Below are 24,575 nucleotides of genomic sequence, written 5' to 3'. Positions count from 1 at the left end.
GCGGTGACATTCAGGCCAGCGCCTTGCCGACGATCTCCCGCACGTCGCGCGAGAGGCTCGGATGTGCCGCCACGCGCTTGAGCGCGTCCTGCATGGCGTCGCGCAACACGGGCACGTATTTGCGCCAGCGGTCCAGCGCACGTGCCAGGCGGGCGGAGACCTGTGGGTTGATGGCGTCGAGCGCCAGCACCTGCTCGGCCCAGAACGCATAGCCCGACCCGTCGGCGGCGTGGAACTGCGCTGGGTTGCCCGAGCAGAAGCTGAAGATCAGCGAGCGCGCGCGGTTCGGATTGCGCAGCGTGAAGGCTGGATGCGCCATCAGCGCACGTACGGTGGCCAGCGTCGGCTTGCCGGCGGCGCCCGGCTGCATCGCTTGCAGCGAGAACCACTTGTCGATGACGAGGGCATCGTCGGCAAATCTCGTGTAGAAATCGGTCAGTGCGGCTTCCCGGCCAGGGGCGTAGCTGTTGACCATCGCCGAGAGGGCGCCCATGCGGTCGGTCATGTTGGTGGCGCGGGCGTATTGCTGTTCGGCGAGGGCCAGCGCCTCGGGGGCTTCGGTTTCCACCACATAACCGAGGGCGATGTTCTTGAGCGCACGCTTGCCTGCAGACACGGCATCGGGCGAGTAGGGCCCCTCAGTTTGGTTGTCCTGATAGGCGCGCAGCAATTCTGCGTTGAGCTTCTCCGCGAGCGTGCGGCGCAGCGTGCGGCGTGCGGTGTGAATGGAAGCCGGGTCGGCCACGTCCATGCGTTCGGCCACGTAACTTTCGGCGGGCAGGATCAGCATCTGCTCGCGGAAGGCCGGATCGAGCGAGGTGTCGGCGACCACGGCACGCAGGGCTTCGACCAGCGCCGGATCCACCAGCGGCGCGCGGCCGTGCTGGATGTCCGTCACCATGCGCAGCAGTGTGTCCGTGGCCAGGCGTTGGCCGGCCTCCCAGCGGTTGAACGGGTCGGAGTCGTGCGCGAGCTGGAACGTAAGCTGCTCGGTCGTATAGCCGTATTCCACGATCACCGGCGCCGAGAAATTGCGCAGCAGCGAGGGCAACGGCGCTTCGGCCACATCTTCGAAGACGAAGGTCTGCTTGGTTTCCGTGAAGTCCAGCACGCGTGTGGTCACGGGCGAGGGCGATGCGGGCTCGCCACGCAAGCGCAGAGGCAAGTCGCGGCCGTTCTTGTCGATCAGGCCGATCGCAAACGGAATGTGGAACGGTTGCTTCTGGATGCCGCTGTTCACTTCAATGCCGACCGGCTCACAGCGCTGGCGCAGCGTGAGCGTGTACGTGTGCGTGGCGGCATCGTGGTGGCCTTCGACTGCCACGACTGGCGTGCCCGCCTGGCTGTACCAGCGGCCGAATTGCGTGAGGTCGCGGCCGTTGGCATCGGCCATGGCGGCGCGGAAATCGTCGCAGGTGACGGCGTGCCCATCGTGGCGCTGGAAGTACAGGTCCATGCCCTTGCGGAAACCGTCGCGGCCCAGCAGCGTCTGGTACATGCGCACGACTTCGGCGCCTTTTTCGTACACCGTGACGGTGTAGAAGTTGTTGATTTCTTCGTAACTGTCGGGCCGTACCGGGTGGGCCATCGGGCCAGCGTCTTCAGGGAACTGCGCCTGGCGGAGCAGCCGCACGTCTTCGATGCGCTTGACGGCGCGTGCGCTGGCAGCGGCGGATTCGTTGCCGGCCAGCGCGGCCATGTCAGCGGAGAACTCCTGATCGCGGAACACCGTCAGGCCTTCCTTCAGACTCAACTGGAACCAGTCGCGGCAAGTGACGCGGTTGCCCGTCCAGTTGTGGAAGTATTCGTGGCCGACCACCGATTCGATGTTGGCGAAATCCACATCGGTGGCCGTCTCGGCGTTGGCCAGCACGTACTTTGTGTTGAAGATGTTCAGGCCCTTGTTTTCCATCGCGCCCATGTTGAAGTCGCCCACGGCGACGATCATGAAGCGGTCCAGATCCAGCTCGAGGCCAAAGCGGCGTTCGTCCCAGTGGATGGAGTGGATCAGCGAATCCATTGCGTGGCGCGTCTTGCCCAGGTCATGCGGCTCGACCCATACCTGCAGCAGCTTCTCCTTGCCCGATGCGGATTGAATGCGCTCCTCGATGCACTCGAGTTTGCCTGCCACCAGCGCGAACAGGTACGACGGTTTCTTGAACGGGTCGTGCCACACGGCTTCGTGGCGGCCGTCCGGCAGGTCGCGCTCCGACACGAGATTGCCGTTGGACAGCAGCACCGGGTAATCCGCTTTCGATGCGCGCAGCGTGACGGTGTAGACGGTCATCACGTCCGGGCGGTCGAGGAAGTAGGTGATCTTGCGGAAGCCCTCGGCCTCGCACTGTGTGAAGAAGTTGCCGTTGGAAACGTACAGGCCCATCAGCGACGAGTTCGCGGCGGGATTGCAGTACGTGGTGAGTTCCAGCGTAAAGCTGGCGCCAACATCGGCCGGTACGGCTTCGATGGTGAGTGTGTCGCCGGAAGCCTGCAGGCCGGACAGCGCCTTGCCGTCGACTGTTGCGCCCGCCAGCTCCAGCCCTTCACCTGCCAGCACGAGCGGCTTGCCGGCATCCGTGCGCGTCAGGCGCATGCGGTTGACGACACGGGTGCGCTCGGGCACGAGATCGATCTCCAGGGCCACTTCGTCAATGCGGAAAGCGGGTGCGGTGTAGTCCTTGCGGTAAATCGTGACGGCGGTATCGGTGCGCAACATCGGTAACATCCTCGTAGAGGTACGCAAAAGGCCATTGTACTCAGCCCCTTGGCGGGAATCTTCCGCGTTGGGTGTCACTCTGAGTAACAGACCGCGCGCAGCCTGTTTCCGGGGCCCGCGGCCATCTGTCTGATTGAGAGTAGGGGGATTTTCATGTGGAAATGGATCAAGTCATCGGGCGTCTGGCCGATGGCCGGCGCGTTGATGGCGGCCAGCCTCCTGGCGGGCTGTGCCAGCACGGTCACCAGTCAGGTGACGGCGTTCCGGCAACCCGGCTGGACCGACAACCCGCCGCGCACCTATGCCTTCGAGCACACCGCAGCGCAGCAAAATGACCTGGAACGCCAGACCTACGAGGCCTGGACATCAGACCAGCTTGCTGCCCACGGCTTTACCAGCGTGCCGCGTGCCAGCGCGCGCTATGTGGTCCGCCTGGACTATTCGACCGCAACGCGCCTTGTGCAGGTGCGCCAGCCCGTGTATCCGGATCCGTACTGGGGGCCGGGGCCTTGGGGGCCATGGCGCAGCCCTTGGGGGCCTTGGGGCCCGTGGGGTCCGCAATACGTCGACACGAACGTCCAGGTGCCCTTCTACGCCTATCACGTGGAAATTGACGAGGCAGCCACTGGTAAACGTGTTTATCAGGTGACGGCGCAAACGCAGGGTGGGGATGGATCGCTGACGGCGGTAATGCCTTACCTGGTACGCAGCGCCTTTGCCAATTTCCCGGCACCGAATGCACAACCGATCCTCATAGAACTGCCCGTTGATCCATCGGTGAAACCGGCGGCCAAACCAGCTTCCGGGCCGGCACCCAAGTAGTGCGCCAGGGTGGGTTTTGGCCGGCGGTCTACGTTAGAATGCGGGACCTAATCTGTAGGCCGCCAGCCGTACCCCGCTTGAGCGTTGTCACTTCATCCCGTCTCGCGCCGACCGCCACCCTTGGCCGGCGCTGCGTCCGCTCCGTCGCTACCCTCCTGACGGTGCCCAGCAACGCGTGCGGCCTCACCCCCGGTTTCTCTCTGTTCCCACTGGTTTTTGCCATTTCGTCTCAGGGAGTTTCCGCCTGAGCGCCTGTGCGCCTTATCTGCGGAACTCCCCATCAGGATTCATTGCTATGAACGACAAGCTTCACGACGCCTCGCCGGACTCCCAAGACCAAGGCGCCGAGGCCGAACTGCGCCGCGCGGCGTTTGAATACCACCGCACCCCCACGCGCGGCAAGATCGAGGTTCGCCCGACCAAGGCGCTGATCAATCAGCGTGATCTTTCGCTGGCGTATTCGCCGGGCGTGGCGTATCCGTGTACCGCGATCGAGCAAGACCCGTCGCTGGCGGCGGAGTACACGTCGCGCGGCAACCTGGTCGGCGTGATCACCAACGGTACCGCGGTGCTGGGTCTGGGCGACATCGGCCCGCTGGCCAGCAAGCCCGTGATGGAAGGCAAGGGCTGCCTGTTCAAGAAATTTGCGGGCGTGGATGTGTTCGATATCGAACTGGCCGAGCGCGACCCGGACAAGCTCGTTGACATCATCGCCTCGCTGGAGCCGACGCTGGGCGGGATCAACCTGGAAGACATCAAGGCGCCGGAGTGCTTCTACATCGAGCAGAAGCTGCGTGACCGCCTGAACATTCCCGTCTTCCACGATGACCAGCACGGCACGGCGATCATCTCGTCGGCGGCGCTGCTCAACGGCCTGAAGGTCGTCGGCAAGGACATCGGCAGCGTGAAGGTGGCCGTGTCTGGTGCGGGCGCTGCGGCCATTGCCTGCCTGGACGTGATGGTCGGCCTGGGCGTCAAGCGCGAGAACGTCTACGTGGTCGATTCGAAGGGCGTGATCTACGCCGGCCGCGACGCCAAGATGGAGCCGAACAAGGCCCGTTATGCGCAGGACACGTCGGCCCGTACGCTGGCCGACATCGTGCGCGATGCAGACGTGTTCCTCGGTTGCTCGGCCGCCGGCGTGCTGACCGCCGACATGGTCAAGACCATGGCGCCGAAGCCGATCATCCTGGCGCTGGCCAATCCCGAGCCGGAAATCCGCCCGGAAATCGCCAAGGCCGCGCGCCCGGACTGCATCATCGCTACGGGCCGCTCGGACTACCCGAACCAGGTCAACAACGTGCTGTGCTTCCCGTACATCTTCCGCGGTGCGCTCGATTGCGGCGCCACCAAGATCACGGAAGAGATGAAGCTGGCATGCGTGAAGGCCATTGCCGAGCTGGCAGAAGCCGAAACGAACGATGCCGTGGCGCAGGCTTACGCCGGCCAGGACCTGACCTTCGGCCCGGATTACATCATCCCGAAGCCGTTCGATTCGCGCCTGATCGAGAAGATCGCACCGGCCGTCGCCAAGGCCGCGGAAGAGTCCGGTGTGGCCACGCGCCCGATCAAGGATCTGGACGCCTATCGCGCCCAGCTGAGCGACTTCGTGTACCACACGGGCCTGACCATGCGCCCGGTGTTCTCGGCCGCCAAGGCCAACCCGAAGCGCGTCGTCTACGCCGAAGGTGAAGAAGAGCGCGTGCTGCGCGCCGTGCAGACGGTGGTGGACGAAGGCCTCGCCAAGCCGATCCTGATCGGCCGTCCGCACGTGATCGAAATGCGCATCCAGAAGGCCGGCCTGCGCCTGAAGCCGGGGGTGCATTTCGAGCTGGTCGATCCGGAAGACGACCGCCGCTATCACCAGTACCACACCGCTTACCACGAGCTGATGGGCCGCAACGGGGTGACGCCGGACATGGCGAAGTCGGCGCTGCGCCGCTCGAACACCCTGATCGGTGCACTGCTGGTACGCCTGGGTGATGCCGATGCGCTGCTGTGCGGCACGGTCGGCCGCTTTGATGCCCACCTCGAACACGTGCGCGACGTGATCGGCCTGGCCCCCAACGCCAAGGTGTTCGCCGCCATGAACGGCCTGATGCTGGAGAAGCACACGCTGTTCATCACCGATACGTTCGTCAACGAGCTGCCGAGCGCAGAAGAGCTGGCCGACATCACCAAGCTGGCGGCAGAAGAAGTGCGCCGTTTCGGCCAGGAGCCGAAGGTGGCGATGCTGTCGCACTCGATGTTCGGCTCGTCGAAAAACGCATCGGCCCGCCGCATGCGCGCTGCGTATGACCTGCTGAAGGTGGAAGCGCCCGACCTGCAGGTGGAAGGCGAGATCCAGGGTGACGCGGCACTGTCGGAAGACATCCGCCATCATTTCCTGCCGAAGAGCGCGTTCTCGGGTAGCGCAAACCTGCTGGTGATGCCGTCGCTCGACGCCGCCAACATCGCGTTCAACCTGCTCAAGATCACGGGCGGGCAGGGCGTGACGGTGGGCCCGATCCTGCTGGGCGCGGCCAAGCCGGTGCACATCCTGAACCCGTCGGCCACGTCGCGCCGCATCGTCAACATGACGGCGCTGGCGGTGGCAGACGTGTCGGCTACGCGTTGATTGGTTGATCCAACTGTTGGGCCGCTGAAGGTTGGCGGCCCAAAAGAAAACGGCGCCTGGGGAAAGTCCAGGCGCCGTTTTTCTTTGCTGCCGACTGCTTAGAACTTCGCGCGGATGCCCACGCCGAAGGTGTCTGCCGAGCTGAGGCTCGTCACCTTGTCGCGCATGTACGCGGCGTACACGTCAGTGCGCTTGGACAGCGAATAGTCGTAACCGACCGCCCACGTGTTGCGCTTCACGTCAGCCGCGCCCGAAGTTTTGGTGTATGCGTACGACGCGAGGATGCTGCCCGGGCCGACCGGCACCGATACGCCCAGCTGGCCGCCGTTGCTCTTCGCATCGCCGGAGTTGATGGCGTTCTTGATGTACTGGTATTGGCCGTACAGCTTGACCACGCCAAAGTCGTACGTGGCACCGAGCTGCGCAGCCGTCTGACGCGAGAAGCCTGCCACCAGTGCGTTCAGGTCACCCGGGGCGGAGTCGAAGCGCACCTGCTGGAAAGCCGCCGTGGCTGCGAAGTTGCCATGGAAGTACAGGAAGTTGCCGCCCCACTTGTTCTGGCCGTTGTGGCCGGCTTGCTCGCCCGCGCCGTAGATGAAGTTGGCGGTCAGACCGTTGAAGTCCGGCGTCGAATACATGATCGCGTTGTTCCAGCCCGAATCGCCCACCAGACCCGAGATACCGCCGGGGCCGCGCAGGCCGTTGCCGAGGTACGTGTGGAACACCATCGGCGAGAACGTGTACGAATCGATGAACGGGTTGAACAGGATCGTCGATACGAAATACGGCGGCGTCAGGCGGCCGAGCTTGATCGAACCCCACGTGCTCGATTGCAGGCCGACGAACGAGTTGCGGGCGAAGAACGTATCGCCGTCAAAGCGCCCGTACTTGCCGGTGTCCGGGCGGAAGAACGCTTCCAGCGTGAAGATCGCCTTCAAGCCATTGCCCAGATCTTCGCTGCCCTTCATGCCCCAGTACGAGGTCGACATACCGCCCGAGTTGACGCCCCAGGCGCGATCCGATACGCCCAGGGTCTTGGTGGCGCCCGCCCAGGCATCCACCTGGCCGTACAGCGTGACGGACGACTGCGCTTGCGCACCGGCACTTGCTGCCCCCAGTGCCGATGCCACTGCCAGCGCGGCCATGCCACGCTTGAATTTCGACTGCATTGCTACCTCCTTTGTTGTTGAAAGTCACTGCAGGTTGCGCTGCATTCTTTGATGCAGTCACAGGCCGGCTGGTCAGGCTCCATGCCGAACGGTGTCCCATGCCCCATGACACCGCGCCCACAGCGTTGTTTTTTGCTGCTGAACCTGAGAAATCAGTTGGCGGCGATCAAATCGGCCAGACGGAAACCCGCGATGCGATGAATCTGTTCGAGCGATGCACGCAGCTCGGTATCGCGGTCGTTCTCCACGCGCTTGCTGAAGTTGTCGATGATGCCGTGGCGGTCATAGCCGCGCACCGCCAGGATGAACGGGAAGCCGAACTTCTCGTTGTACTGCGCGTTGAGTGCCTGCAGGCGTGCAAACTCTTCCGGCGTGCACTGGTTCAGACCCGCACCGCTTTGCTCGCGCGTCGACTCGGCGGTCAGTTCACCGCGCACGGCCGCCTTGCCCGCCAACTCAGGGTGAGCGCGCACGAGCTTGAGCTGCGGCTCAATGCCGGCGGTATCCACGGCACTGCGCAGGGCGGCCGCGAGCGCTTCGGCCGAAGCGAACGGGCGCTGCGTTGCGGCCTGTTCGGCCACCCACGGCGAGTGCTCGTAGATGCCGCCGAGGACTTGCACGAACTGCGGTGCGTCCATGCCGTTGAGTTGCGAGAGGGTGTAGGTGGTCTGGCTCATGCTGTGGTGCTCAAAACGGGTTGCTTGGCATACGGATGGTTCTGGATCCAGTGCTGCGCGATGTCGATACGGCGGCAGATCCAGACCTTGTCGTGCGATTGCACGTAGTCGAGGAAGCGCTGCAGCGCGCGGAAGCGCGCCGGGCGCCCCAGCAGGCGGCAGTGCATGCCGATCGACAGCATCTTCGGCTGCGCGAGGCCGTTGGGATCGCCTTCTTCGTACAGCACGTCGAAGGCGTCCTTCAGGTACTGGTAGAAGTGGTCGGCCGTGTTGAAGCCTTGCGGGCTGGCAAAGCGCATGTCGTTGGTGTCGAGCGTGTACGGCACCACCAGGTGCGGCTTGTGCTCGCCGGACGAGGTTTCGACTTCGGTCCAGAAGGGGAGGTCGTCGCCGTAGTAGTCGGCGTCATACGCAAAGCCGCCGTGCTCGACGACCAGGCGCCGCGTGTTGGGGCTGTCACGGCCGGTGTACCAGCCAAGTGGCGCATTGCCAGTCAACTCGCGGATGATCTCGACGCCGATGCGCATGTGCTCGCGCTCCGTGGCTTCGTCGATGTTCTGGTAATGGATCCAGCGCCAGCCGTGGCAGGCGATTTCGTGGCCCAGGTCAACGAAGGCTTGCGTCACGTCCGGATGGCGCTGCAGGGCCATCGACACACCGAAGATCGTCAACGGCAGGCCGCGCTTTTCAAACTCGCGCAGGATGCGCCACACGCCCGCGCGCGATCCGTATTCGTAGATCCCCTCCATGCTCATGTGGCGGGCCGGGTAGGCCGCGGCGCCGATGATTTCCGAGAGGAACTGCTCGGAGCCGGCGTCGCCGTGCAAGACGCTGTTTTCACCGCCTTCCTCGTAGTTGAGGACGAACTGCAGCGCTACGCGCGCGCCGCCCGGCCAATTGGCGTTGGGCGGGTTCTTGCCGTAACCGATGAGATCGCGCGGATAGTTATTGTTTGTCATGGTTTTTTCATGTCGAGGAGACTTCATACAACACCGGTCAGACAGTGGAATGCGGCTTTCCAAATTCACGACATCACAGCGGCGTCATGAACGAGGCAAGGCGCCGCCGCGTCAGGCCGGGACTGCCCGGGCAGCCTGCGCGAGTTCCAGCGCGAGCCTCCGGTGAACCGTGAGATGGGCGTCGAGTTCCAGCGTGGTCAGGCGGCCGTCTTCGACGACTACGCGCCCATTGATCACGCTGTGCGCCACGTGGGACGGGGCGCAGAACACCAGCGCCGCGACCGGGTCGTGGTCGGCGCCGGCAAAACCGACCTGGTGACGATCGAAGCTGACAAAGTCGGCCGACATGCCGGGTGCAAGCGCGCCGATGTCGTCGCGGTTGAGCACGCGCGCGCCGCCGAGCGTGGCGATCTCCAGCGCCTCGCGCGCGCTCATCGCCGCGGGACCAAAGCCGACGCGTGCGAGCAGCATGGCCTGCCGCGTTTCGCCGAGCATGTGCGCCCCATCGTTCGACGCGCTGCCATCCACGCCAAGGCCGACCGGTACGCCGGCATCGCGCATGGTGCGGATCGGGGCGATGCCGGAAGCCAGGCGCATGTTCGAGCACGGGCAATGCGCGACGCCAGTGCCGGTGCGTGCAAACACGTCGATGCCGTGCGCGTCGAGCTTCACGCAGTGCGCATGCCAGACATCGCGGCCGACCCAGCCGAGGTCTTCTGCGTACTCGGCCGGCGTCATGCCGAACTTCTCGCGCGAGTAAGCGATGTCGTTGTCGTTCTCGGCCAGGTGGGTGTGCATCGACACACCGTAGCTGCGCGCGAGCTTGGCCGACTCGCGCATCAGGTCACGCGAGACGGAGAAGGGCGAGCACGGCGCCACCACCACGCGCAGCATCGAATGGCGATCGGCGTTGTGCCACGTTTCGATCAGGCGCTGCGTTTCCTTCAGGATGGCTTCTTCGCCTTCAACCACGCGGTCCGGCGGCAAACCGCCCTGGCTGCGGCCGACGCTCATGCTGCCGCGCGCCGCGTGAAAGCGCATGCCGATCTGCTGTGCGGCTTCAATGGAGTCGTCGAGTCGGCTGCCGTTGGGGTACAGATAGAGATGGTCGCTGGACGTCGTGCAGCCCGACAGCAGCAGTTCCGCCATCGCCGTGAGCGTAGACACGCGCACCATCTCGGGCGTGAGGCCCGCCCACACCGGATACAGGTTGGTCAGCCAGCCAAACAGTTCGGCGTCCTGCGCGGCGGGCAGGGCACGCGTCAGGCTCTGATACATGTGATGGTGCGTGTTGACGAAGCCCGGTGTGACCACGTGGTCGCGCAGTTCCATCACACGTACGTTGGGTTGCCCGATGGCCTCGCGGTACTGCGACGGCAGATCGGCCGTGGCGCCCACCCATTCGATCACGCCACCGCGCGCAACCAGGGCGCCGTCGGGGATCTCGCGGCGTTGCGCATCCATGGTGACCAGCACGTCGGCATGACGGGCAATCAGAAGCGGGTCGTTGTGCGCGACAGTGGCGTTCATGCAATTACTCCGTGCCGTGGGTGTTGGCGGCAGCGTCGCGCATGGCGTGCTCGGCCGACTGCATGCCGTTGTAGTGGAGGTTCAGGATCACCGCGACCAGCGTGCCCAGCACGATGCCGCTGTGCGTAACGGGTTCCAGCCAATGCGGCAGGTACTGGAAGAAGGTCGGTGCCAGCGTCGGGATCATGCCGAAGCCGATCGAGATCGCCACGATGAACAGGTTGTGGCGGTACTTGTTGAAATCGATCGAGCCGAGAATGCGCACACCCGTGGCGGCAACCATGCCGAACATCACGATGCCCGCCCCGCCCAGCACGAACGAAGGGACCGATGCCACGATGTGCGCCATCTTCGGGAACAGGCCGAGCGCGATGAGAATCACGCCGCCCATGGCCGCCACGAATCGCGAACGCACACCCGTGACCGTCACCAACCCAACGTTCTGTGAGAACGATGTGTATGGGAACGTGTTGAACACACCGCCGATCACGGTGCCCAGGCCATCAGCGCGCAGGCCTCGGGTGAGGTCATCGGTGGACAGCTTCTTGCCGGTGATTTCCGCCAGTGCCAGGAACATGCCGGTCGATTCCACCAGGGTGATCAACATCACGATGCACATCGAGGCGATGGCGCCGAAGTGGAAGGTCGGCATGCCGAAGTGCAGCGGCGTGATGACGGCCACCCAGTCGGCTTCGGTGATGCCGGCAAAGCTGACCTTGCCGAATGCCATGGCGATGAGGGTGCCGATAACGATGCCCAGCAGCACCGCGATGTTGCCGATCAGGCCGCGGCCGTACTTCGTCAGCAACAGGATGATCACGAGCACTGCCAGCGCGATGCCCAGGCCGCTCAGGTCGCCGTAGGCCGGGTTGGGCACGGTCTTGAGCACGCCGTCCACCATGGTTTTCATGGTCGGCTGGCCGCTGGCAGCCCAGTTGATGCCCACGCCCATCAGCGACATGCCGATCAGCGTGATGACGGTGCCCGTCACGACGGGCGGGAAGAGTCCAAGCACACGCCCCATGAGCGGCGCGACGACGATGCCGAACAACCCCGCCGCGATCACGGCGCCGTAGATGCCGAGCAGGCCGATGCTCGGGTCCGTGCCGATGGCGATCATCGGGCCCACCGATGCGAAGGTCACGCCCATCATGACCGGCATGCGAATGCCGAACTTCCAAGTGCCGAAGGCCTGGATGAGGGTGGCAAGGCCGGCGGCAAACAGATCTGCGTTGATCAGGAAAGCGAGCTGTTCCTTGGGCAGATGCAGTGCACCGCCCACAATCAGAGGCACTGCCACGGTGCCTGCATACATCACCAATACATGTTGCAGACCCAATGCGAGCAGGCGTCCGTACGCCACGCGCTCATTGGTCAGATCCGCCGTGGGGGCGGCGATGGTGCTGCTTGCCATAAAGGTCTCCTTTGGGTGGTAAGCCGGACGGCGTCCGGCTTGGAGCCTGTCCACATTCCTGCTGCGCGCCCCGGTCCTGGCCTTGTGACACGTGCCGTCCTGATGTCGGGCGGTGTCTCTCGGGCCAACCTTCGGCGGGTCGCTACGGTTCGTGAACAGGTTCTTGGGCGGCCGGCCTCTGTCGTGCCAGCTCGCCCCATACAGCTAAACCGGTCCTAGACTTTGTCCTTCCCGCCGCGCGGGCCCAATACCGAACGCAGATCGAAATCAGCGGGCGCTTCGGGGCGCACGCGATCGGCGCAGCATTGCAAGTGCTGGGCCATGTGGGCCTGGGCAGCGCTGGCGTCGCCACGCTCCAGGGCATTGAGGATGTCGAGGTGTTCGTCAAACGAGCAGGCGTTGTTGCCGGGAGCCTCCACGCTGGCGATCATCAGCGTGGTGCGCGACACCAGTCGACGCATCATCTCGACCACCAGCGGATTGCCGGATTGCTCGGCCAGCGCCACGTGAAATTCCGCAGACAGGCGAATCCAGCGCGGACGATCCTGCGTGACAAACGCCTGGCGTTCCTGTTTGACGAGTTCCATCAGGGGCGCTATGGCCGCCTTTGGGTTGCTGCTGCGGCCAACCTTGTCGAGCACCGCGCGCTCCAGGATCTGGCGCAGCTCGAACATGGCGTGGGCTTCGTCGATGGAGGGCGCCGCGATGAACGCGCCGCGATTCGGCTCCAGGTCGACCAGGCCGTCAGCGGCCAGTTGGGAGAAGACCTTGCGCACGGTATGACGCGCGGTGGCATAGATTTCGCACAGCGCATGCTCCGTCAGCTTGGTGCGCGGGGGCAGGCGGTGCTCCATGATCGCGTCGTAGATCTCGTGGTACATCCGTTCTTCGACCGACATGCGTGTTGCCCCCGATGCCTTGACGCCCGACTTCGACGTCGCTTCCGTGGAGACCAGCTTGAGATTCTTGGACATGGCAGATCCGCCTTTGAGTAACGCGCCGCAGCATAAGCAACTGCGAAAATCTGTTGACAATTATTCGTGGCGGCCTTCAATATTGTCAACAAAATGTGTTCGGGAATCCGACAAACTAGGGAAATCCCTGTTTCAAGCCGAGTCTAGCGACACGGCGGGAGCAAGGCGTCGGACCCAGAACCAGCGACGGCTTTGCCGGTTTGGCATGCCCCTCCCCACATGGATGGCAGGCGTAAACCGGCTGGACGCGCGCCGGGATGCGTGCACAGCACGTACCGAGCGGGCCCCGACGCCAGCCCTTGTCAAACAAGGGTTTGGCGCGAGGTGCAAGTGGAGGCAGCGGCGCTTCTGAAAATTCGAACTACAGAGGAAGACAAATGGGACGCTTGACCACCCATGTGCTCGACACCGCTGCAGGCACGCCGGGCCAAAACCTGGCGATCGCACTGTTCAAAATTGTCGACAATCAGCGGCAACCGATCAAGTCGGTCCGCACCAATCACGATGGCCGTTGCGATGCGCCGCTGCTTGAAGGCGACGCGCTGCAAACCGGCGTGTATGAGCTGGACTTCAGCGTGGGCGAGTACTACCGCGCTGCCGGCGTGAAACTCCCCGAGCCCGCGTTCCTGGACGTGGTGACCCTGCGCTTCGGCGTGGCCGATACCAGCGCGCACTACCACGTGCCACTGCTGGTGTCGCCGTGGTCGTATTCGACCTATCGCGGTAGCTAACAGGGCAGGGAGTCATCATGGAAGGCTATATCCTCGACTGGGCCAACTTGCTCTTGCGTTGGCTGCACGTGATCGTCGCGATCGCGTGGATCGGTTCGTCGTTCTACTTTGTCTGGCTCGATAACAGCCTGACCAAGCCGACCGCACCGGACCTGAAGGACAAGGGCGTCGATGGCGAGCTGTGGGCCGTGCACGGCGGTGGGTTCTATAACCCGCAGAAGTACCTGCTCGCACCGAAGCAACTGCCCGATCATCTGCACTGGTTCTACTGGGAGTCTTACTCGACCTGGATGTCGGGCTTTGCTCTGCTGACGGTGGTGTACCTCTTCAACGCCAACGTCTACATGATCGATCGCAGCGTGTTCGACATGACGGCGACCACAGCCGTGCTGCTGGCGCTGGGCTTCCTGGTGGTCGGCTGGCTGGTGTACGACACGATCTGCCGTGTGTTCGGCAAGAACGACCACGTGGTCGGCATTCTCGTGGCGATCTACGTGGTGATTGCGGCGTTTGCGGCGTGCCACCTGTTCTCGGGCCGCGCGGCATTCCTGCTGATCGGCGCGATGATCGCAACGATCATGAGCGCCAACGTGTTCTTCTGGATCATCCCGGGGCAACGCAAGGTGGTCGCCTCGCTCAAGGCTGGCGAAAAGCCGGACCCGATCCACGGCAAGCGCGGCAAGCAGCGCAGCGTGCACAACACGTATTTCACGCTGCCGGTGCTGTTCGCGATGCTGTCGAACCACTACAGCATGACGTACGCCACCAAATACAACTGGGTTGTGCTGGTGCTGATCATGCTGGCTGGCGTGCTGATCCGTCAGTTCTTCATCCTGAAGCACAAGGGCGTGATCAACTGGGGCTATCCGGCAGCGGGTGTGGCCGTGCTGCTGGGTGTGGCGGTGTGGCTGGCTCCGGCGTCGCGTCCGGCGGCCCCGGTGGCAGAAACCCCGGCGGCGACGGCGCCTGCAGCGGCGGCAGAAGGCAGCGCTTCGGTACCGGCTGCAGCAGGCCAGGCCACTGCGGCAGCTGCCGGCGGTTCGGACTTCGCCAAAGTACAGGCAGTCGTTACCGCACGGTGCTACCAATGTCACTCGGCGCATCCTACCCTGATGCCTTCACCGGCCAAGGGCGTGTTGCTCGATACGCCGGAAGAACTGGGCAAGCATGCACAGCTCGTCTACCAGCAGGTCGTCCAGCAGAAGCTGATGCCGTTGGGCAACGTGACGCAAATCACCGACGACGAGCGCACGATCATCGCCAAGTGGTTCGAAGGCGGCGCCAAGACGAACTGAGGCGCACGCTGAGCAACAACAGAAGGGTTTATCGGAGCATGCCATTCGTTCCCTAGCGGGTGGCATGACCGGTGAGGGTTGAACGGGGCTGCGGCCCCGTTTTTTTTCTCGCCTTGAGAATGCGAGCCTTTGCATGCAGCAGCGCCTACCAGCTGATTTCGGGCAGGTGTGGTGTCGTTGCGCGATAATGCGCGCCTCGTGCACCACCGCACAAATTCCACGGACAAAGCACTGCACGGGCATGCATAGCCAAATTCTGATTTGTTCCGTGCTGTATTGCCTCAATAGGAAGCGGCCCACTAGACTTGTCGGTGCCGCTTTCGTGCCATGAGAGAAAGCGGCCGAGGACTGGAACCCTCGGTAGCAACCGGCAAGGACTGAGCACAAGTCCTTGTCGTCATTCTCCCGTGGCCGCTTCCCCTTATGGGCGAGCTTGGCAGGGGCGGCTTCGTGCCGATCGAGAGTTGCTACTCGGGTTCCAACCTTGTCAAGGCTCGCCCACCCGTTCACCACGGGTGGCGCGTTTCCTTCAGCTCGACGGAGACCTCGCCATGACGGATTTCCAAGCCCTCCCCGATATTCGCCGCTATCAAGCGCATGCTGATTTGTTCGACAAGCTTTCGAAGCTGCGAACGTTCTTGAGCATGCTGCACGCGACTGGATTCGAACATTTTCGTGCGATAGACGATACGCGGCAGGCGGAATACCTGTGGACGTGTCTGGACTTTGCAGAAGAGGCATATCGAGCGCTAACAGTTTGGGATGGAATCGATGTGTCGGAGGGAGTCAGTTGAGCCTTGGTGTGTGACAACTTTTGACGCGGTTGCGCGCCATTCTCATTCGATTTCACGACAAAGAGCGCTACCGTCATAGCCACTCATAACACCACGCACGTCACTACGACATTGGCGTGTCACGCACGAGGAGCACAGAGATGGGCGCAGCAGAACGCATGTCCAACAAAATCGGCAACCACCGCACAGTCAAAGCGAGCAGCAACGCGATCCCTGACCTACTGGGGCAGCCACAGTTGGAATTCGTGCGCGTCTCGGGCCGCGAAGCGCTGAGCGAGTTGTTCACCTACACAGTGGATCTGCGCCCCGTTTCGTTGGCAGCCGATCAGTCCATGCTCGAATCAGATCTAGACGCTGCCATTGGCCACGAGATGACCTTGTCCATCGAACTGGACGGCATGGGCACCGGCCTGCTCGGTGGTGTTGGTGCGGGTGTGCGAGAAATCACCGGCCTGATCACCGCCGTCGAACTGATCGGCGGCGTGGACAACAATCGTCTCTACCGCTACACCTTGCGCCCCTGGCTTTGGTTGGCCAGTCAGACCTCTGATTACAAAGCGTTCCAAAACAAGTCTGTCATCGACATCCTCGACGAAGTGCTGGCCGATTACCCGTATTCGGTGGACAAGCGTCTGGACACCAGTGTCTTCCCCAAGCTCATCTGGGAAGTCCAGCACGGCGAGACCGACGCTCACTTCATCCAACGTCTCACCGAAGAATGGGGTATCAGCTATTTCTTCGAACACGATGGCAGCCACCACCGGCTCGTGCTCGTCTCCGAATCCGGCGCCTGGCGCAAATTCCCCAGCGGGGCATATCACGCGCTGTCGATCTACCCGCAAGGTTTCAAGATCGACCAGGAGCACCTGACACGTTTCGAGCCCATCAACCGTCTGCGTACCGGCAAGGTTACGTTCAAGGATTACGACCCACGCCAGCCCAAAGCCGACCTCACCACCAGTGACAGCCTGCCTCGCGACACGCTGTTTTCCGAGTTCGAACGCTACGAATACGAACCCGGCCTCTATGACAGCCGAGATGTCGGCAACTTGCACGCTCGCATTCATACGGAAGAGCGGCGCGCCAAGGGGCGACGCATGCGTGGTGTCGGCAACCTGCGCGGCGTCGCCGCCGGCAACACCTACCACATCACCAATCACGACCATGACGCGCTGAACCGCGAAGTCTTGATTGTGAGCACGGACCTGATGTTGGAAGACGTGGGCATCCACAGTGGCGGCACCCAGCAATACACCTGCCGCGTCAGCTTCGAAGCTCACCCCACGGACGAAGTCTTCCGTCCAGAACGGACCGCCCACAAGCGTCGCGTTCAAGGTATCCAGCGCGCCGTCGTCACCGGTCCCGAGAACCAAGAGATTTGGACCAACGACCACGGCTGCGTCAAAGTCCAGTTCGAATGGGACCGCTACGGCCAGCACGACGAGAATTCCTCGCCCTGGATCCGCGTGTCCAATGGCTGGTCCGGCGATCAATTCGGCACCATGCAAATTCCTCGTATTGGTCAGGAGGTCCTGGTCGACTACCTGAACGGCGATCCGAACACGCCGATCATCGTTGGTCGCGTACCCAACCAGCTCAACACACCGCCGTGGGCGCTGCCGACGCAGCATGCGTTGTCCGGCATTGCCAGCAAGGAACTCTTCGGGCGGCGGCGTAACCATCTTCTGATGGATGACACCCAAGGGCAGATTCAGGCCCAACTGTCGTCAGACCACCAGACATCCCAGCTCAACCTGGGCTACTTGACCGGTGTGCCGGGGCAGCCTGGGCGCAAAGACCCGCGTGGCGAAGGTTTTGATCTGCGTACTGATGGGCAGGGCAGTGTGCGAGGCGCCAAGGGCCTGTTCTTTACCGCAGAAGGGCAAATCGCTGCCGTGGGTGGCCACTTCACGCGAGAGGAATTCATCCGCTGCATGCGAGCAGCGCTTGAGACCGCCGAATCGTTCGGCAACTACAGCAGTCAGCACGAAGCGCTCAAGTGCGACACCGATCCGCAATCCAAGCTCACCCAAGCCATCGAGGACTGGGATGCTGGCGCCAACAACCACAAAGACAAGCCAGGGCAAGGGGGGCAACCCATCATCGGCGCCTACGCGCCGGCTGGCATGGCCTTCGCCAGCCCCCAAACGATCACCAGCTACGCGGGCAAGCACATTGACACCATCTCCAAGCTCAACCAGCAGTACACCGCTGGGCAGCAGTACGTCGTCAATGGGGGTACCGGCATCAGCCTGTTCGCCCACAGCGGGGATTGGAAAGGCATTGCCCACCAGGACCGGCTCATCTTGCAAGCGCAGAGCAAAGATATTGCGCTCAACGCGAAGACCGATTTGGTGGCGACCGCTACCGAAGGCGCCATTGTGCTGACAGGCAAGACCAGCATCACGTTCATGAGCGGCAAGGCCGGGATTCGCATCGCGGACGGGTGCGTGGACATCTTTGGGCCGACGCGTGTGCATCTGCACACCGCCGACTTTGATGCGCCGGGACCGCAGGGGATCGATGGCGCGCTACCGCAGTTCGACTCGGGGGATACGGGGCGCAAGTTCCGGCTGATTCGTCCCGCAGACAACGAACCCGTAGCGAACCGGTCGTACGAAATCGTCAAGCGAGACGGCAGCGTTATCAAAGGTGTCAGTAACGCCCTGGGTGAAACAGAACTGCATGAATCTCAAGCGGCCGACGTGCTGGCGATCAAGTTTGGCTAACTGCTCACATAGATCAGACAGGACTCAACAATGACTGATTCAATCGAATCCATTTCAGGCGGCCCGCGCGCAGAAGCCCTCTGCCTGCCGGGCAATCCTTGTCAGGATGTGGATGAGCCCTTGCCGCTGCCGGGCGTCGTCATCTTTGTACACGGCGTCAACTCCATGGGCGAATGGTTTGACACCGGAGAAGAGGGACTCTGCAAGGGCCTGAGCGCGCGCCTGCAACGCGAGGACGATCATGTCTTCCGCGTCAAGGGTAGCGGGCAACTCAGGCCCGTTACCTATATGAACGAATTGACTGAGGACGGATACCTTCCCGACCGCCTTTCGGCGGCAACGTTTGTCAAAGACGCAGGCTACAGCCCCGTCATTCGGTTCCGCTGGGGCTACAAGTCCAGTGTCGATGAACTCAATGCCGTGGGCGGCAACATTCTGCTCGATGAGAAGAACGCCTGGGGCGGCGGCCCCTTCGTGAACGGCTGCTCCGCCTTGCCCGACATGTTCAACAAAGGCACCGATGCGGAACTCGTCTTTGGCGCACTGTCCCTGACCCACCTTCAAACCAGCGACCGGCAGGTCTACAGTGCCCCGGCCCGCCATTACCAGGCCTTCGCCGCCTGGCGCCTGGCCAAGCTGGTGAGCCGCATCCGCGAGGTGCACAGGACGCTGAAGCGCGATGGTGTCACTGACAAGGATTGCCCCATCACCGTGGTCTGCCATAGCCAGGGCAACATGATTGGCATCGGCTCGGCGTACTTTGGCGCCCATCACTCGGAATTCAATGGTGAGGGCAAGTGCAACGGTGTCGCCGACAACTATGTCCTAGCCTGTGCGCCCTACAGCCTGCGCAAGAGCTGGATCGACAACGTCTCCCAATACGATTCAAAAAACGAAGCGGGTCGTGTCACCTATGAAGCCCGCGCCAAGGGCCTCAGGAACTTCTTCGACATCGTGCGGGGCTTCGGCAAGGAGCGAGCGCAGCACTACGATGCCGACTTCGTAACCCAGCACGCCTTCAACCACAAGCCTCGGAATGGCGACGCTGCCTGCACCGCCGAGCAAGATTGCAAGGGGCGCGACACGCGCGCCCGCGTCTTCTTGTACTGCAGCCCGCATGATCGGGTCATCTCCGTTGCCGCCGTGCGTGGTATGGGCTGGCTAGGTTTAAACAAGGAAGATGTGGAGGCCACCGGAGCTGACGGTGTGCTCTACCAACGTGTCTGGGCCGAGGCCAAGCCGGGGGTGCCGTACAGGGTGGGCGGCACCCCTGGTACTGACTACCACTACTGGAATGACACCATTGGCGCGAATCCCGAGACCAGCATCTTCTGGACACCGGATTCCGAACGCGTGAGCGTTCAATTCAAGAAAATTTGGGCTGATGACCGCAAGGGCTTTTGGGGCAAGCTGAGTGGCTCGATCATCGGCTCTTTCATGGGAGCGGGTGCCGCGATTGCCAATCAGGTGAGCAATGTAGCGAAAGTCAGTGGCGTGCCCGACAAGAACTGGGCCGTGCGTGTCGACGCGCCGGCCGTCCCCAGCGGCGGCATCGTACCCCGTGCCGTCTACCTAGCGCGCAGCGACGGCAGCACGCTGCCGACCGAGCAGTGCTACATCGACGGCGTCCATACGCTTGGGCCCTTCAATGTTCACTACGAATCCGCCCGTGATGCGCTTAACCCGGCGCGTCAAGTCCCCCAAGGCACTGAGGACCCCTACGCCCAACAACGCACTACCGGACATGGCAGCGCCGCAAGCGAGGCGGCCATGCGCTACGACCAGAACGCCGGCATCCGCCAACGTGCGCGGCGCAATGCCTACGACGACAACGGAGTGCTTCAGAGTGGTGCCACCTTCGATAAAAACGACATTGCTCTGATGGATGGCGAGAACCATCACAAGATTCGTGGCACCGAGTTTGGCAAGTTCGAGGAACAGGCGCGTGCGGCGCAGTTGAAAGAAGGTGACCGCCAGCAGCCTACCAACCACTCAACCATCCTCACGAACCCGGGGCACAGCGAGCATGTGCTGGCCTACGACGTGGACGTGGGCATGTGCCTGTTTACCGCCGATCATATGGCTCAATTCCGCAGGATGGCGGATTGGCGCCGGTGTGAGCCACTGAAGAACAAAGATGTTTATCCGGCGGGGCGGGACCCCAAAGAGGATGTGGAGTTCGAGTACTACCACTCCGAGAAAGCAACGCTTAACGGTAGTCCTTTGGAGGAGCACGACAAGTTCGTCGAAGCCAAGGGCGGCGTTACAGCGATCGGAATTCCGGGCGATCGCAATCCGGGGCGCATGTACTCCCACCACATGCCGGACGAGTCCGATACCCGCTATGCCTGACGGAACTGCCATGCCCAACACGTCCTGTTTGAAACCGCGCAGGCGCGCGCTGAAGGCCACTCGCGTGCTGGCAGCCGCCCTGTCGTTGGCCGTTAGTTATTCTGGAGTGTCGATGTCCGCCAATGATTCGTATTCTCGCAAGCCCGTGGCCTGGCCGCGTATGCAAGCCGCCGCGCAGGCCGACCCGAAAGCCCCTGCTGCTGTGCTGCTGGGCGTGCAATGGATCAACCCGCTGATGCGGCGCGGCTACCCCACCCAATGGAACCTGCTGTGGGCGCAGGGGCTGGCGCAGCCCAATGCGAATGACAAGCAGGCGGCCGAGTTCAAGCTGGGTGATGCAGTGGGGTACTTGGCTCCTGGCCTGTTTCGTAAGGACCGGCTGGAGGACTATCCGCAGGTCAAGCGCGATGAATTTTTGTCGGCCTATAGCAAGCTGCTGAGCGTTCCGCTGAGCACCTTCAGCTATCGCTATTTCAACTCGGGTTTCTACTCGATGGAGCGGGGTACCGACCGGCCCGACTTCATGGATGCCATCGTGTTCGCGGGCATACCACGCGAGTGGATCAACTCACCCACGTATCTCACCAACGACAACTTGGGTACCTTCCGGAAGGAGCTTCTCAAAGAGCAAGCCGACATGGGCATGCCTGCGCCCAGCTATCTGGCCTATGACGCCAAGCATGCCGAGGTGCGCATGCAGGACTACTGGGTCAAGCTGCACAAAGACCCAAAGACCGGCGAAACCGTACGTGGCCTGCGTGCCGATGAGGCAATGATTGTTGGCGAACCCGTTCTGTCGCTACAGGGGGCACGACGGCTCGTGTTCGATAAGGTTGCCGACGCTGCTTTCGCCAAAAGCATGAAGTACAACCCCAAGGGCAAGCTGCCGCAAGTGGTGCTCAAGGCCGGCGACGAAACGGTGGGCTTCTACGATCTGCAAGAAGCCCTCAAATTCCTGGCCGAAAACCCCAACAAGCTGGTCTGGGTGTGGAACATGGACGCGCCCAACTACCCCATGGGTGAGCAGACCAACGAAAACACCGCCCTCCTCATCCTCGGCCACCCCAGCGCCAACTGGGGCTACGCGCCGCTCGCGTCCATCTACACGCCGCAGCATCACGAAGGCGGCATCGGCGCCAAGGCCGCCAACCCGGGTGGCCCGTGGAGCCCGTTGATGAAGACGCTGCAAGAACAGGCCTCCCAGGATCACCCGGTCGAACGTGTCTACCACGACGTGCACAAGCACACCACCAACGTGAATGCCTTGATGGGGCCGCTGCACGCCGCCGTCCACCAGCAATGGCCGGATCTGGACCAAATCGGCAATTTCTACAGCGTGTCCCAAGTCATGGAAGGCCCGGTGCGTGCCGCCAGCTTCGCGGTCAACGCCGCGTTTGCCGCTGCCTACGCCAACCAAAGCGGCAAGAGTGCCGTCGTCACCAGCGTGGCCGATGCCAAAGACAGCTGGGCGGTACTGATCGGCCCCCCGCCGGGCTGGCAGCCGACGCCGCCAATTACGCAATGGGACCGTGCGCGGGGTGAGGGCCGTGCGTACTGGCCGTGGTTTGGCAAACAAACGGGTGACCGAAAATCCTGAGTTTGCCAATCAAACTAGCCTGGAAGTATGAGGCGCTGACTGGTTATTTACTCACGCCAAGCAGCGCCAGCACACCCAGCACCAGGAAGATCAGCGCAGCAATCCGATGCACCAGCTTGATCGGCATGCGCGACGCAAACTTGTTGCCCATCAGCACGGCCGGCACATTGGCCAGCAGCATGCCGACGGTGGTGCCCGCCACGACAGAAAACACGTCGTTAAAGCGTGCGGCCAGCGCCACGGTCGCGATCTGCGTCTTGTCGCCCATCTCGGCAAAGAAGAACGCAACGATGGTCGTCCCCAGGATGCCCAGGCCGCGCTGCGTCGTCGAGGGCGCTTCGTCGTCGTCTAGCTTGTCCGGAATCAGCATCCAGCCGGCCATGGCGATAAAGCCCACGCCCAGGATCCACCGCAGCACGTTTTCGCCGAGCACGTGCGTGATCCAGCCACCGACGGCGCCGGCCAGTGCGTGGTTGACGAGGGTGGAGATGAAGATGCCGAGAATGATCGGCACCGGCTTGCGAAAACGCGCGGCCAGCAGGATCGAGAGCAATTGCGTCTTGTCGCCGATTTCAGCGAGCGCGACGATGCCGGTGGAGACGAGAAAGGCTTCCATGTTGTTGTGGTGTCCGGGCCGTATGCGAACCAATGACGCGCCACTGCCGGCCCTGTCCGCAGTGGGTTGTCATCGGTCTCGCCAGGCGCGTCACCGGGTGCCGGGGTGGCACCCTGAGTGCGGCTGACCACGCCATAACCACCTGTCGTTGCGACGGCGGTCAAGTCTGTTGACGTGGCCCCCGGGGTATCGACCCCAGGCGGCTACTCCCCAATGGAAGCCACGATTATAAGTGCATCAAGCGTTGGCGCCAATCGCGAATTTGGCCGGCTCGCCCTGGATGTAGGTGGCAGCCACGGCGCGATCCTCGCCCAACAGCGCCAGCGAGAACAGCAGCTCTTCCAGCGTCTCCGAGCGCGCGTTGCGGCGGGCGAGCAGCGGTGTGGCTGCCGGGTCCAGCACGATGAAGTCGGCTTCCGCGCCCGGCACGAAGCTGCCGATGCGATCTTCCCAGCCCAGAGCCTCAGCGGCGCCTCGCGTGGCCAGGTAGAACATCCGCAGCGCCGTCAGGTGATACCCGCCCATGCGCGCGACCTTGTGCGCCGTGCCCATCGTGCGCAGCATCGAGAACGAGCTGCCGCCGCCCACGTCGGTCGCCAGCGTGAGCGCCAGGCGGTATGCGTCGTTCTGGTGGAAGTTGTAGAGGCCGCTGCCCAGGAACAGGTTGGAGGTGGGGCAGTGCGCCACGGCTGCGCCGGATTCGGCCATGCGTTGGCGGTCACCGTCGTCCAGCCAGATGGCGTGGCCGTAAAAGGCGCCTTTGCGCAGCAGCCCGTAGCGGTCGTAGACGTCCAGATAGCTGCGCGCGTCTGGGAACAGGTCGGCCACCCATTTCACTTCGTCGGGGTTTTCTGCGACGTGCGTCTGGATGAAGACGTCCTTGTATTGCTTGGCGAGTTCTGCGCAGGCCTGCAGCTGGGCTTCGCTCGAGGTGGGCGCGAATCGCGGCGTGATGGCGTAGGCCAGACGGTCCTTGCCGTGCCAGCGCGAGATCAGATCAGCCGTGTCCCGCGCGCCGGATTCCGCTGTGTCGCGCAGGTATTCCGGACAGTTGCGGTCCATCATCACCTTGCCGGTGATCATGCGCATGCCGCGTTGCTGGGCTTGCGTGAACAGTGTCTCGGCGGAGCCGCGATGCACGGTGCTCCACACCATCGCGCTGGTCGTGCCGTTGCGCAGCAGTTCGTCGAGGAAGAACGAGGCGACACCGGCGGCGTACTGCTCGCTTTCGAAGCGGCGCTCTTCCGGGAAGGTGTACGTCTCCAGCCAGTGCAGCAGACCCGGCGACGGCGACGCGATCATGTCCGTCTGCGGGAAGTGGATATGCGTGTCGATGAAGCCCGGGACGATGAGCTTGCCGCTGTAGTCGTGCAATTGCGCGCCGGCCGGCAGGTCTTCACGCAGCGCGGCGTAGTCGCCGGCCTTGATCACCTTGCCCCCCAAGACCACGAGCAGGCCGTCTTCCCAATACTCATAGGCATCGCGCTCGCGATACTGCGGATCGTGCAGGAAATGCAGCACGCGGCCGCGGTAGGCGTGAACGGTGTTGGAAGTCGGAGGCATCGTGGTCATGTCGTCTCGTGATT

General features: G+C 63.0%; 17 protein-coding genes. 8 read left to right on the top strand and 9 right to left on the bottom strand.

The window, feature by feature from the left end; all coding sequences use genetic code 11:
* Positions 1-10: 10 nt before the first annotated feature.
* Entirely contained in the window at positions 11-2,713 is a 2,703-nt protein-coding gene (pepN, locus tag RP6297_RS09700; protein WP_037028491.1) for an aminopeptidase N, read from the bottom strand.
* A 153-nt stretch (positions 2,714-2,866) separates the two neighbouring features.
* Between pepN and RP6297_RS09695 the strand changes: the two genes are divergently transcribed.
* Positions 2,867-3,535 (top strand): DUF4136 domain-containing protein, encoded by a 669-nt coding sequence (locus tag RP6297_RS09695; RefSeq protein ID WP_037028493.1) that lies wholly within the window; start codon positions 2,867-2,869, stop codon positions 3,533-3,535.
* 295 nt (positions 3,536-3,830) lie between these two features.
* The gene (locus RP6297_RS09690) at positions 3,831-6,152 is read left to right on the top strand and encodes an NADP-dependent malic enzyme (protein WP_037028495.1); all 2,322 of its coding nucleotides are present in this window, start codon (positions 3,831-3,833) and stop codon (positions 6,150-6,152) included.
* A gap of 98 nt (positions 6,153-6,250) precedes the next feature.
* Here RP6297_RS09690 and RP6297_RS09685 read toward each other — a convergent pair whose 3' ends face one another.
* From RP6297_RS09685 to RP6297_RS09660, 6 genes are all read right to left on the bottom strand, one after another.
* Positions 6,251-7,321 carry a porin gene (locus tag RP6297_RS09685; RefSeq protein ID WP_037028497.1) on the bottom strand — a complete coding sequence of 357 codons (1,071 nt, stop codon included), beginning with the start codon at positions 7,319-7,321 and terminating at the stop codon, positions 6,251-6,253.
* Between the two features lie 152 nt (positions 7,322-7,473).
* Complete coding sequence (gene uraD, locus RP6297_RS09680) at positions 7,474-7,998, bottom strand: 2-oxo-4-hydroxy-4-carboxy-5-ureidoimidazoline decarboxylase (RefSeq protein ID WP_037028499.1); 525 nt, start codon at positions 7,996-7,998, stop codon at positions 7,474-7,476.
* Positions 7,995-8,957, bottom strand: a complete 963-nt coding sequence (gene puuE, locus RP6297_RS09675) for an allantoinase PuuE (protein ID WP_037028502.1) — start codon at positions 8,955-8,957, stop codon at positions 7,995-7,997. Before puuE ends, uraD begins: the two co-directional genes overlap by 4 nt.
* 111 nt (positions 8,958-9,068) lie before the next feature.
* Positions 9,069-10,487, bottom strand: coding sequence for an 8-oxoguanine deaminase (locus RP6297_RS09670; RefSeq protein WP_037028505.1), 1,419 nt, complete (start codon positions 10,485-10,487; stop codon positions 9,069-9,071).
* Between the two features lie 4 nt (positions 10,488-10,491).
* Positions 10,492-11,901, bottom strand: coding sequence for a nucleobase:cation symporter-2 family protein (locus tag RP6297_RS09665; RefSeq protein ID WP_009241104.1), 1,410 nt, complete (start codon positions 11,899-11,901; stop codon positions 10,492-10,494).
* Positions 11,902-12,116: 215 nt separating this feature from the next.
* The gene (locus tag RP6297_RS09660) at positions 12,117-12,875 is read right to left on the bottom strand and encodes a GntR family transcriptional regulator (RefSeq protein WP_009241103.1); all 759 of its coding nucleotides are present in this window, start codon (positions 12,873-12,875) and stop codon (positions 12,117-12,119) included.
* A gap of 377 nt (positions 12,876-13,252) precedes the next feature.
* Here RP6297_RS09660 and uraH point away from each other — a divergent pair, with 377 nt between their 5' ends.
* From uraH to RP6297_RS09630, 6 genes are all read left to right on the top strand, one after another.
* Positions 13,253-13,606 (top strand): hydroxyisourate hydrolase, encoded by a 354-nt coding sequence (uraH, locus tag RP6297_RS09655; RefSeq protein ID WP_009241102.1) that lies wholly within the window; start codon positions 13,253-13,255, stop codon positions 13,604-13,606.
* A gap of 17 nt (positions 13,607-13,623) precedes the next feature.
* Entirely contained in the window at positions 13,624-14,901 is a 1,278-nt protein-coding gene (locus RP6297_RS09650; RefSeq protein WP_009241101.1) for a urate hydroxylase PuuD, read from the top strand.
* Between the two features lie 551 nt (positions 14,902-15,452).
* Positions 15,453-15,695, top strand: coding sequence for a hypothetical protein (locus RP6297_RS09645; protein ID WP_009241100.1), 243 nt, complete (start codon positions 15,453-15,455; stop codon positions 15,693-15,695).
* 140 nt (positions 15,696-15,835) lie between these two features.
* Positions 15,836-18,424 (top strand): type VI secretion system Vgr family protein, encoded by a 2,589-nt coding sequence (locus tag RP6297_RS09640; RefSeq protein WP_009241099.1) that lies wholly within the window; start codon positions 15,836-15,838, stop codon positions 18,422-18,424.
* A gap of 30 nt (positions 18,425-18,454) precedes the next feature.
* Positions 18,455-20,776, top strand: coding sequence for a T6SS effector phospholipase Tle3 domain-containing protein (locus RP6297_RS09635; protein ID WP_009241098.1), 2,322 nt, complete (start codon positions 18,455-18,457; stop codon positions 20,774-20,776).
* A 10-nt stretch (positions 20,777-20,786) separates the two neighbouring features.
* Complete coding sequence (locus RP6297_RS09630) at positions 20,787-22,373, top strand: hypothetical protein (protein ID WP_009241097.1); 1,587 nt, start codon at positions 20,787-20,789, stop codon at positions 22,371-22,373.
* A gap of 43 nt (positions 22,374-22,416) precedes the next feature.
* Here the strand turns inward: RP6297_RS09630 and RP6297_RS09625 are convergent, their stop codons facing one another.
* Both RP6297_RS09625 and guaD read right to left on the bottom strand, forming a co-directional pair.
* Entirely contained in the window at positions 22,417-22,989 is a 573-nt protein-coding gene (locus RP6297_RS09625) for a TMEM165/GDT1 family protein (RefSeq protein WP_009241096.1), read from the bottom strand.
* A 237-nt stretch (positions 22,990-23,226) separates the two neighbouring features.
* On the bottom strand, positions 23,227-24,561 hold the full coding sequence (gene guaD / locus RP6297_RS09620) for a guanine deaminase (protein WP_009241095.1): 1,335 nt from the start codon (positions 24,559-24,561) through the stop codon (positions 23,227-23,229).
* Positions 24,562-24,575: the final 14 nt, after the last annotated feature.

Origin of the sequence: Ralstonia pickettii, from assembly GCF_016466415.2 — a bacterium.
Taxonomy (GTDB): Bacteria; Pseudomonadota; Gammaproteobacteria; order Burkholderiales; family Burkholderiaceae; genus Ralstonia; species Ralstonia pickettii.
The sequence above is the reverse complement of the archived record's forward strand: the minus strand, read 5'-3'. Positions and strand labels throughout refer to the sequence as shown.

Bases quoted from the DNA above. Each gene is read 5' to 3' on its own strand.
- RP6297_RS09650 (WP_009241101.1), top strand. From the start codon at position 13,624: ATGGAAGGCTATATCCTCGACTGGGCCAACTTGCTCTTGCGTTGGCTG.
- RP6297_RS09665 (WP_009241104.1), bottom strand. From the start codon at position 11,901: ATGGCAAGCAGCACCATCGCCGCCCCCACGGCGGATCTGACCAATGAG.
- puuE (WP_037028502.1), bottom strand. From the start codon at position 8,957: ATGACAAACAATAACTATCCGCGCGATCTCATCGGTTACGGCAAGAAC.
- RP6297_RS09640 (WP_009241099.1), top strand. From the start codon at position 15,836: ATGGGCGCAGCAGAACGCATGTCCAACAAAATCGGCAACCACCGCACA.
- RP6297_RS09690 (WP_037028495.1), top strand. From the start codon at position 3,831: ATGAACGACAAGCTTCACGACGCCTCGCCGGACTCCCAAGACCAAGGC.
- uraD (WP_037028499.1), bottom strand. From the start codon at position 7,998: ATGAGCCAGACCACCTACACCCTCTCGCAACTCAACGGCATGGACGCA.
- RP6297_RS09625 (WP_009241096.1), bottom strand. From the start codon at position 22,989: ATGGAAGCCTTTCTCGTCTCCACCGGCATCGTCGCGCTCGCTGAAATC.
- RP6297_RS09630 (WP_009241097.1), top strand. From the start codon at position 20,787: ATGCCCAACACGTCCTGTTTGAAACCGCGCAGGCGCGCGCTGAAGGCC.
- RP6297_RS09685 (WP_037028497.1), bottom strand. From the start codon at position 7,321: ATGCAGTCGAAATTCAAGCGTGGCATGGCCGCGCTGGCAGTGGCATCG.
- RP6297_RS09645 (WP_009241100.1), top strand. From the start codon at position 15,453: ATGACGGATTTCCAAGCCCTCCCCGATATTCGCCGCTATCAAGCGCAT.
- RP6297_RS09695 (WP_037028493.1), top strand. From the start codon at position 2,867: ATGTGGAAATGGATCAAGTCATCGGGCGTCTGGCCGATGGCCGGCGCG.
- uraH (WP_009241102.1), top strand. From the start codon at position 13,253: ATGGGACGCTTGACCACCCATGTGCTCGACACCGCTGCAGGCACGCCG.
- RP6297_RS09670 (WP_037028505.1), bottom strand. From the start codon at position 10,487: ATGAACGCCACTGTCGCGCACAACGACCCGCTTCTGATTGCCCGTCAT.
- guaD (WP_009241095.1), bottom strand. From the start codon at position 24,561: ATGACCACGATGCCTCCGACTTCCAACACCGTTCACGCCTACCGCGGC.
- RP6297_RS09660 (WP_009241103.1), bottom strand. From the start codon at position 12,875: ATGTCCAAGAATCTCAAGCTGGTCTCCACGGAAGCGACGTCGAAGTCG.
- pepN (WP_037028491.1), bottom strand. From the start codon at position 2,713: ATGTTGCGCACCGATACCGCCGTCACGATTTACCGCAAGGACTACACC.
- RP6297_RS09635 (WP_009241098.1), top strand. From the start codon at position 18,455: ATGACTGATTCAATCGAATCCATTTCAGGCGGCCCGCGCGCAGAAGCC.